Origin of the sequence: Tritonibacter horizontis (assembly GCF_001518015.1) — a bacterium.
GTDB classification, from domain to species: Bacteria; Pseudomonadota; Alphaproteobacteria; order Rhodobacterales; family Rhodobacteraceae; genus Epibacterium; species Epibacterium horizontis.
This window is the reverse complement of sequence record NZ_LPUY01000088.1, coordinates 62,888-72,569: the sequence shown is the minus strand read 5'-3', so window position 1 is coordinate 72,569 and position 9,682 is coordinate 62,888. Positions and strand designations below refer to the sequence as shown.

General features: G+C 61.3%; 9 protein-coding genes. 8 read left to right on the top strand and 1 reads right to left on the bottom strand.

All coding sequences use genetic code 11. The annotated features are described in order from the left end of the window. The first annotated feature begins 383 nt into the window (after window positions 1-383). The 4 genes from der (at window position 384) to TRIHO_RS17170 (ending at window position 4,450) form a co-directional block, all read left to right on the top strand. Complete coding sequence (der, locus tag TRIHO_RS17185; RefSeq protein ID WP_068246505.1) at window positions 384-1,862, top strand: ribosome biogenesis GTPase Der; 1,479 nt, start codon at window positions 384-386, stop codon at window positions 1,860-1,862. Window positions 1,863-1,904: 42 nt separating this feature from the next. Next, the gene (locus TRIHO_RS17180) at window positions 1,905-2,555 is read left to right on the top strand and encodes a MarC family protein (RefSeq protein ID WP_068246504.1); all 651 of its coding nucleotides are present in this window, start codon (window positions 1,905-1,907) and stop codon (window positions 2,553-2,555) included. A 198-nt stretch (window positions 2,556-2,753) separates the two neighbouring features. Continuing rightward, window positions 2,754-3,707, top strand: coding sequence for a fatty acid desaturase (locus TRIHO_RS17175; protein ID WP_068246501.1), 954 nt, complete (start codon window positions 2,754-2,756; stop codon window positions 3,705-3,707). Window positions 3,708-3,808: 101 nt separating this feature from the next. Next, window positions 3,809-4,450, top strand: coding sequence for a helix-hairpin-helix domain-containing protein (locus TRIHO_RS17170; RefSeq protein WP_068246498.1), 642 nt, complete (start codon window positions 3,809-3,811; stop codon window positions 4,448-4,450). A gap of 123 nt (window positions 4,451-4,573) precedes the next feature. Here the strand turns inward: TRIHO_RS17170 and serS are convergent, their stop codons facing one another. Then, window positions 4,574-5,866, bottom strand: coding sequence for a serine--tRNA ligase (gene serS / locus TRIHO_RS17165; protein ID WP_068246494.1), 1,293 nt, complete (start codon window positions 5,864-5,866; stop codon window positions 4,574-4,576). 267 nt (window positions 5,867-6,133) lie between these two features. Between serS and yajC the strand changes: the two genes are divergently transcribed. The 4 genes from yajC to TRIHO_RS17145 all read left to right on the top strand — a co-directional run bounded on the left by yajC (window position 6,134) and on the right by TRIHO_RS17145 (window position 9,666). After that, window positions 6,134-6,418 (top strand): preprotein translocase subunit YajC, encoded by a 285-nt coding sequence (gene yajC / locus TRIHO_RS17160; protein WP_068246491.1) that lies wholly within the window; start codon window positions 6,134-6,136, stop codon window positions 6,416-6,418. Between the two features lie 34 nt (window positions 6,419-6,452). Further along, the gene (secD, locus tag TRIHO_RS24225; RefSeq protein WP_068246484.1) at window positions 6,453-8,117 is read left to right on the top strand and encodes a protein translocase subunit SecD; all 1,665 of its coding nucleotides are present in this window, start codon (window positions 6,453-6,455) and stop codon (window positions 8,115-8,117) included. 3 nt (window positions 8,118-8,120) lie between these two features. Next, a complete protein-coding gene (secF, locus tag TRIHO_RS24220; RefSeq protein ID WP_068246481.1) occupies window positions 8,121-9,089 on the top strand; it encodes a protein translocase subunit SecF in 969 nt (322 codons plus the stop codon). A 223-nt stretch (window positions 9,090-9,312) separates the two neighbouring features. Then, window positions 9,313-9,666 carry an Mth938-like domain-containing protein gene (locus TRIHO_RS17145; protein WP_068246478.1) on the top strand — a complete coding sequence of 118 codons (354 nt, stop codon included), beginning with the start codon at window positions 9,313-9,315 and terminating at the stop codon, window positions 9,664-9,666. The last annotated feature ends 16 nt before the right edge of the window (window positions 9,667-9,682 follow it).

The window sequence follows — 9,682 nt, the reverse complement described above, 5'->3', positions numbered from 1 at the left end:
GCCCCCGCCCGGCCCAACGCTTCTTGTCGCGTGGCCGAAGGCCGCGTGACAAAGGGGCGGGAGCACCACCGGGACAGGCCCGGTCCGCGGGCGCTGAGCGGGTCCGCGTTCCGGGGGCGCCTGTATCAGTCTGCGTTGGCCAATCCGATTAGGCCGGTCCGATCCGTTCATGCCGACCCGGGCTTGTCGGTGCCCGCTCGCCGTCGTAGATTGCCCGTCAGGTCGGTGGTTGTCGGGGCAGCATCGCGTCCCGCGCCGGATCTCACCCATGGGGCGCAATGTGGCGCGATCTGCGTCGCCACCACAGGGTTGGCCTTTTTTTACTGGCATGCGTGCGCAAGATGCGATATGCGCGCGTTTCAAATCACTGAAAGCTTGGCATCATGTCCTTTACGCTCGCCATCGTGGGGCGCCCCAATGTGGGCAAGTCCACATTGTTCAACCGTCTCGTCGGCAAGAAACTGGCGCTGGTCGACGATCAGCCCGGTGTGACGCGGGATTTGCGCGAGGGCGAGGCACGGCTGGGCGATCTGCGGTTCACCGTGATCGACAGCGCCGGGCTGGAGGATGCGACTGACAACAGCCTTGAGGGGCGGATGCGTCGCCTGACAGAACGGGCCGTGGAAATGGCTGACGTCTGCCTTTTCATGATCGACGCCCGGGTTGGCGTGACCGCGACGGATGAGGTGTTTGCCGAGATATTGCGCAAGAAATCCGCGCATGTGATTCTGGCCGCCAACAAATCCGAAGGCTCTGCCGCCGATGCCGGTGTGCTGGAAGCCTATGGTTTGGGGCTGGGAGAGCCGATCCGGCTATCGGGGGAACATGGCGAGGGGATGAACGACCTCTATACCGAACTTGTTCCCGTCTTTGATCGGTTCGAGAAGCTCGCCGAGGACACCGCGCCGGAAACCGATGTGGAATTCGACGAAGACGCCGATGCGGAGTTCAACGAAGGCGAGGAAATCGCAGCGACGCCGGTCCCAACCATGGACAAGCCGCTTCAGGTGGCTGTGGTTGGCCGCCCCAATGCCGGCAAATCGACGCTGATCAACAAGATCCTCGGCGAAGACCGCCTGCTGACCGGTCCCGAGGCGGGCATCACCCGCGACGCCATCAGTCTCAAGATCGACTGGGCCGGGACGCCGATGCGGATCTTTGACACCGCTGGTATGCGCAAGAAGGCCAAGGTTCAGGAAAAGCTGGAAAAACTGTCGGTTTCAGACGGGCTGCGGGCCGTCAAATTTGCCGAGGTCGTGGTGGTGCTGCTCGATGCGGCGATCCCGTTTGAACAACAGGACCTGCGGATTGCCGACCTGGCCGAACGCGAGGGGCGGGCCGTTGTCATCGCCGTCAACAAATGGGACATCGAAGAAGAAAAGCAGGACAAGCTGCGTGATCTCAAGGAATCCTTTGAACGGCTGCTGCCGCAGTTGCGCGGTGCGCCGCTGATCACGGTCTCGGCCAAGACGGGGCGCGGCCTGGATCGGCTGAACGCGGCCATTCTGAAGGCGCATGACGTCTGGAACCGGCGTATCCCGACGGCCGCGTTGAACCGCTGGCTCGCGGGGATGCTGGAGCAGCACCCGCCGCCAGCCCCCCAGGGTAAGCGGATCAAGCTGCGCTACATGACGCAGGCAAAGACCCGCCCGCCGGGCTTTGTGGTCATGTGCTCGCACCCCGACAAGATGCCAGAGAGCTACAACCGCTATCTGGTGAACGGGTTGCGGCAGGATTTTGACATGCCGGGCACACCGATCCGGCTGACCCTGCGCGGCCAGAGCGACAAGAACCCCTACAAGAACCGCAAAAAAGCCGCTCCCTCGCGTCTGCGCAAACACCTTGAGGGCCGCAAGAGCTGATCGCGCCATCGCGGTCAGGCTGCTGACAGGAGAGAGCGCCACATGAGCTGGCCGGTTGAAATTCAGGACCTTCTGCGGGAGTTCATCACTCTTTTTGTGGTCATTGACCCGGTCGGGACCATTCCGGTCTTTCTGTTTGCCACGGCAGCGGTGCCGCAAAGGCTGCATCGCTCGCTTGCGCTGCGGGCCATCTTGGTGTCGGCCCTGGTGCTTGGGCTGTTTCTATTGGTTGGCCAGCTTATTCTGGAAGCGATCGGGCTGCGCCTGGGGTCGTTCCAGATTGCAGGTGGGATCGTGTTGTTTCTCTTTGCGCTCAGCATGATCTTTGGCGAGAGCAAGGCCGCGACCGAGATCAAGAAAGCGGAATCCGAGGATCTTTCGGGGGCGGTGTTCCCGTTGGCGATCCCGTCGATCGCCTCGCCGGGGGCAATTCTTGCGGTGGTGATACTGACCGACAATCATTCCACGGGTGTAGCCGAACAGGCGATGACTGCGGGGGTGCTGCTGGTGGTCCTGGCGATAACTTTTGTGTTGCTGCTGCTGGCCAGTAAGATTCAGACGCTGATTGGCCAAACGGGGGTCAGCGTTATCAGCCGTATCATGGGGCTCATTCTGGCAACGGTTGCTGTGGACAGCGTATTGCAAGGCCTTGAAGAAATGGGTGTCCTCGCGTTGTCCGGGGTGCCGGGCTGACCCCAGGGGACAGGGTGCGCTGGGTCAGTCTGTATCGTCCTGTATCGTCCTGGCGACCGGCAAACTCCTGCGCAGAGCGATTTTCCTTTCCGCTTGCCTCTTGTCATAGGGGGTATGCATATTAACTGAGCAAGGAGCATTTTCTCCTGCGTTCGCATCGTCATGCGGACGTTACAGAGCGTATTTATGGGGTCAGACATGGATCTGAGAGCCTACACACGCCAATACACTCAGAAAGACAACCGGCTCGCCGCGCTGAGTTACTTTGGCACATTTGCAGTCTATTTCTCCGCATTGTATCTGGCGGTTTCCTATTCCCATTCGTGGCTTCTGCTCGGCGCGGCCGGCGTTGTTTTTGCGTTCAGCGCGGTGCGGCTTTATGTACTGCAACACGACACCGGGCATCACTCGCTGTTTGAGACCCGGCGCCAGAACGAATGGGCGGGCCATGCCCTGTCGCCCTTCACATTCGCACCGTTCGAGGTGATGAAGCAGAATCACAATCTCCATCATGCTAATGTTGGCAATCTCGAACACCGCGAGGCCGGCGAGATCCACACCATGACCGTGCGGGAATGGGCCAACGCCGATGGCTGGGAGAGGCTGCAGTACCGGCTTTATCGCAATCCGCTGGTGCTGGTGCCCATCGGGGCGGCCTTTACCTACTTCATCCGCTATCGCTGGCCCAAGAATACCTTGGAATTCGGGGTCCTGCCGGTGGTCCTGCATAATTTGGCGATCATCCTGTGGTTGCTTCTGCTCTATGCCTGGGCGGGGACCACGGGGTTGGCGATCTGGTTCGGATTCAGCTTTCTCGGCGGCATGCTTGGGGTGTTTCTGGTCTATCTTCAGCATAATTTTGAAGACACCTATTGGGATCGACGCCCGGATCTGAACCCGCAGGAGGCGGCGCTTCAGGGGTCGTCTTGCCTTGATTTCGGGTGGTTCTTCGACTTCGCCGTTGCCAACATCACGTTGCATGACATCCACCATTTCAATGCGCGAATTCCCAGCTATCGGCTGCGGCAATGCCACTACAACATGCCGCCGGAATTTGCGCCGCGACGGATCAAGTTCGGCGAAGCGCTGCGGGCGCTTGGGTTGAAATTATGGGACGAAGATCAGCGTCGGCTGGTGCCGTTTCCCTCCTGACCCGTTCAATGCGCGTGATCTGCGATTGGACAGCGCCGGATTTTGGGTGTTAATATCAAATCCTTATGGAAACCATGACAATCAGGAGGCATGACTGACGCATGACCCCGCTTTTAAAGCTCCCCGGTGTTGGACCTGCGCTTGCCAAGGCGTTGCACGATCACGGTATCAGGTCTGTCGAAGATCTTGCGGCGAAACCGGACGATGAGCTGGCGGAGGTTCCGGGCCTGGGTGTCAGCCGTATCGCCCGTCTTCGCGCTGCGGCCAAATCCCTTGCCGGCGCCCAACCCACCGCGGCGCCTGCTGCAGGCAAACCGGTGCGCAAGGCCGCAGCGAGAGCCGCTGCCGCGCCCCGCAAACCCAGACCGTCGCGGCCAGCGGTGAAACCCAGCACGGTTGCCGCCGCCAAGACCGCAGCCCAGAGCGCCGCCGCCGCCGTTAAGGCCGGGGATGAGGGGCTGCGCGACGGGATTGACAGCGTTGTCGCGGCTGCGGAGGCCGCCCGCCTTGCGGCGGAAGAAAAAGCCGCCAAAGCCGAAGCCAAGGCCGCAAAAGCTGCGAAAAAGGCCAAGGCCTTGCTGGCGGAATTCGCGGCGGCCAAGGACAAGGCCAAATCCAAGGCCAAAAAGGAAAAGGGCAAGGCCAAGACCGACATTGCCAAGGAAAAGGCGAAGGCGAAGAAAATCCTCGCTGCCAAATCCGGTGAGAAGAAGAAAAAGAAAAAGAAGAAGAAAGACAAATAGAAGCGGGGCGGCCTTACACTGCCCGCAATTGAAAACCGGCGCAGATTGGCGCCGGTTTTTGTGTTCCTGGGCCGGGGTGGCCTTGGTGTGGGCGGCTGGCCTGTGGCCCGCTGCCGGGACCTGTCAGCAAAGCTCGCCCGATGCCGCGAGAGTCAGCTTGCCACCGAGATAAGGCGCCAGCGCCGCGGGCAATGTGACGGAGCCGTCTTCCTTCTGGCCATTTTCCAGAACGGCAATCAGGCAGCGGCCGACGGCAAGGCCAGACCCGTTCAACGTGTGCAGGAACTCTGGCTTGCCGCCCCCCGCAGGCTTGAACCGTGCATTCATCCGGCGCGCCTGAAAGGCCCCGGTGGTGGAGACCGACGAAATCTCGCGGTAGCAATTTTGCCCGGGCACCCAGGCTTCGATGTCATAGGTGCGACGGGCGCCAAAGCCCATGTCGCCGGTGCACAAGATGACCGTCCGGTAGGGAATGCCCAGTTTCTCAAGAATGCCTTCGGCGCAGCCCAGCATCCGCTTTTGCTCTTCATCAGAGTGGTCGGGGTGTACGATCGACACCATCTCGACCTTCTCGAACTGGTGCTGGCGCAACATGCCGGAGGTATCCTTGCCGGCCGAACCGGCTTCGGAGCGGAAGCAGAGCGTATGGGCGGCGTAGCGGATCGGCAGCGCGCTTTCGTCCAGCACGTCACCGGCCACAGTATAGGTCAGCGGCACCTCGGAGGTGGGCACCAGCCACCAGCCATTGGTCGTCTGGTAGCTGTCGTCGCCGAACTTGGGCAGCTTGTCGGTGCCATACATCGCCTCGTCGCGCACCAGAACCGGCGCGTTGACCTCGGTGAGGCCGTTTTCATCGACATGGGTGTCGATCATGAACTGGGCCAATGCGCGGTGAATGCGGGCCACGGCGCCGGTCAGGACCACGAAGCGCGCGCCAGAGATCTTGGCGGCGGTCTCGAAATCCATCGCGCGGGCGACGCCTTGGATCTCGAAATGCTCCTTTGGTGCGAAGGCGAATTCAGGCAGGTCGCCCCAGCGTTTCACCTCGACGTTGTCGGCTTCATCGGCGCCTTGGGGCACGTCCTCGGCCGGGCTGTTGGGAATGCGCGCCAGCATATCGGTGAGCTTGGCATCAAGCTCCTTAGCCTCGGTCTGGATCGTCGCGACCTCGGCCTTCTTGCTGGCGACTTCGGCGCGCAGGCGTTCGAATTCGGCGTCATCGCCTTTGGCCTTGGCGGCGCCGATGGCCTTGGCCGCCTTGTTCTGGTCGGCCTGAGCGGTTTCTGCGGCCTGGATCTTGGCCCGGCGTGCCTCGTCCAGAGCGAGGATGTCAGAGGACAGGGCAGACTCTCCACGCAGCGCCAAAGCGGCGTCAAAGGCGGCCGGGTTCTCGCGGATCGCGCGGATATCATGCATGGGTCTGCTCCTGTCATGCTGATTGAATCAATGTCGTTAGCTATGCCCGAGCAGGCGCAGAAGGGAAAGAGGGCAGGAGGGTCGGGGAGGGATCTTGTTGCCCATGGGCCGGCTTTGGACGGCTGTCGGACCGCCTGGGCGCCGTGAAAGGGCCAAATGCCTGTCCCACGCGTCTGCCGCGCCTTGCAAAGCCCCGATGCACCGCATAGGTTCCCCGCCAAATCGGGCCTTTATTCACGGCCCCCCAAAAGACAGAAGGAACACCCCATGGAAGGTGGCGCAATCGCCCAGTTTATCCCGCTGATCCTGATCTTCGCGATCATGTACTTCCTGCTCATTCGTCCGCAGCAGAAGAAACTGAAGGATCACCAGAACATGGTCCAGGCTTTGCGCCGGGGCGATCAGGTTGTCACCCAGGGTGGCGTGATCGGCAAGGTCTCCAAGGTCAAGGAAGACGGCGAAGTCGAAGTAGAGATTGCAGAAGGCGTCAAAGTGCGCGTGGTCAAGTCCACCATCGCGCAGGTGCTGAACAAGACCGAACCCGCATCCTGAGCCTCGCCTCGCAAGTTTCTGAAAAGGCAGGGTAATGCTGCAAATTGATACCTGGAAGAGGGTGCTTATCTGGCTGGTTTGCGTGACCGGCCTTTTGCTCGCCCTGCCAAATGCGTTCTACACCCGTGTGGAACAGTCCAACGATGCCTATGCCGAAATCGAGGTCGCGGGCGCAACGCCTGAGCGGCTGACCGTTGCCGAGCAATGGCCAAGCTGGATGCCATCGGGGCTTGTGAACCTGGGGCTGGACCTGCGGGGCGGGGCGCATTTGCTCGCTGAGGTCCGGGTTGCAGACGTCTATGCGGCCCGGATGGATGCGCTCTGGCCCGAGGTGCGCAATGTCCTGCGCGAAGAGCGCGCCGCGGTTGGGACCTTCCGCCGGGTGCCGGACGCGCCAGCCGATCAGATTCGTTTGCGTCTGTCGGGAAGTGACGGCATGGCCCGCGCGCTGGAACTGGTGCGCGGCCTTGCCAATCCGGTGACCTCGCTCACTGGCGCAGGGGCCACCGACATCGTGGTCAGTGGCCAGGGCGAAACCATCACCATTGCGCTCTCGGACGAGGAAAAGCTTGCCTCTGACGACCGCACGGTGCGTCAATCGCTGGAAATCATCCGGCGCCGGATCGACGAGGTTGGCACCCGCGAACCGACGATCCAGCGCCAGGGCAGTGACCGGATCTTGATCCAGGTGCCGGGGATCGGCTCTGCGTCCGAACTGAAGCAGATTATCGGTACCACCGCGCAACTGACCTTTAACCCGGTCGTCAGCCGTGGCTCTGATGGCGAGGCCAACCCCGGTGTCGGCAACAAGGTCATCCCGTCGCTGGATGAGCCGGGCACATTCTATACGGTCGAAGCGGCCCCGGTCGTGACCGGCGAGGAACTGGTGGATGCCCAGCCCGCCTTTGACCAAAACGGTCAGGCGGCGGTGAACTTCCGCTTCAACACCTCTGGCGCGCGCAAGTTCGGTGACTACACCGCCCAGAACATCGGTGCGCCCTTCGCCATTGTCCTCGATGACGAGGTGATTTCGGCCCCCGTGATCCGGTCCCATATTCCTGGTGGTTCCGGCATCATCACCGGCAATTTCACCGTCGAGGAAAGCACCAAGCTTGCGGTTCTGCTGCGGGCAGGCGCGCTGCCGGCGGCCTTGGAATTCCTCGAAGAACGCACCATCGGGCCGGAGCTGGGCCAGGACAGCATTGATGCCGGCAAGGTTGCCACCGTGGTCGCCTTCGTGGCGGTACTGGTCTTCATGGTGCTGAGCTACGGGCTGTTCGGGTTTTTTGCCAATATCGCGCTGATCCTGAACATCACCCTGATTTTCGGCGCGCTCAGCCTGATTGGCGGCACCCTGACCTTGCCCGGTATTGCCGGGATCGTGTTGACGGTTGGCATGGCGGTGGATGCCAATGTGCTGATCTTTGAGCGGATCCGCGAGGAGCTGAAGGCAGGGCGCGGTCCGGCGAAAGCCATCGACGAAGGATACGGCAAGGCGCTTTCGGCGATTGTTGATGCCAATATCACCACCTTCATCACCGCCGTGATTCTCTTTGCCATGGGCTCTGGCCCGGTGCGCGGCTTTGCCATCACCCTTGGTCTCGGCATTTTGACCTCGGTCTTCACCGCGATTTTCGTGACCCGTCTGATTATCGTGATGTGGTTCGAGCGTCGCCGTCCCAAAACCATCGAGGTGTAACAGATGCGGTTGAAACTCGTCCCCGAGGGGACCTCCTTTGATTTTTTCAAACGCTGGAAGCTTTGGCTGGGCATCTCCGCCCTGATGGTCATTGTCGGCTTTACCTCTTTCTTGCTGCAGGGGCTGAACTTCGGCATCGACTTCCGGGGCGGGACCACGATCCGGACCGAAGCGACGCAGAACCTGGATATCGCCACCTATCGCGATGCCATCGCGCCGCTGGAACTGGGCGATATCTCGATCACCGAAGTGTTCGATCCGACATTCGACGAAGACCAGCACGTCGCGATGATCCGGATCGAAGCGCAGGAGGATGGCGAAGCCCTCGCCAGCCAGGTGATCGCGGATGTCGAGGCGGCTTTGGCCACGGTGGCACCGGGGATCAAATTCATCTCGGTGGAAAGCGTCGGGCCAAAAGTCTCGGGCGAGCTGGTGCAGACAGCTGTGCTGGCCGTGGTGCTCGCGATTGGCGCGGTGCTGGTCTATATCTGGCTGCGGTTCGAATGGCAGTTCGCGCTCGGGGCGGTTGTGGCGCTGGTTCACGATGTCATCCTGACCATCGGGGTCTTTTCCGAATTGCAGATCAAATTCGATCTGGCGATCATCGCAGCCCTGTTGACCATTGTCGGCTATTCGCTGAACGACACGGTGGTGGTCTTTGACCGGGTGCGCGAGAACCTGCGGCGCTACAAGCAGAAACCACTGTCCGAAGTCCTCAATATCTCGATCAACGAAACGCTCAGCCGGACGGTGATGACCTCTGTCACCACGCTTCTGGCGTTGATCTCACTTTATGTGCTGGGCGGCGATGTGATCCGTGGGTTTGTCTTTGCGATGATCTGGGGCGTGGTGATCGGCACCTATTCGTCGATCTTTGTGGCATCGACGATCCTGCTGTGGCTTGGGGTGACGCGGGACTGGTCCAAACCGGACAAGACCACCGGCAATCAGTTCGCCAATATCGACGCCTGAGGGTTTACCCGCTTGCAATGAAACACAGCCGTGGCCTGCGCTGCGGCTGTTTTCGTTTGTCGAAACCACCCGGCAAATGCGCGGCCGGCTCTTGCCTGCCAAAAGGTCCAGAACGCCTGAGACAGAGCGTCGCGGCAGCGACACTTGCCGGTTTCGGCGGCGCAATTGGCATGATACGCAGGGTGCAAACCGTGCAGCCCCATGCCAGAACAGGAGAAATCCCATGCGTCTAAACGAGGTGGTGTATTCCGATGCCGTGCCGATCGACGGCTACGGCGCAGGATTTTTTCGGGTTGGCGGCGTCGTCAAAGAAGGCGCGATCCTGACCGGTGCCACAGGCACGCAGCCCTGGGGCGGATATGCTGACCGCGCGGCCTTGTTGGCGCTGGCGGGCGAGGTTGACGTGCTGTTCATCGGGACCGGCGCCGAGATTGCGCATATCCCGGGCGATCTGCGCGCGGCCCTAGAAGAGGCCGGCCTCGGGGTCGAGGTGATGAACTCGCCATCGGCGTGCCGCACCTACAATGTCCTGCTCTCAGAAGGCCGGCGTATCGCGTTGGCGGCTTTGCCGGTCTGAGCGCAGTCTTGCGGTG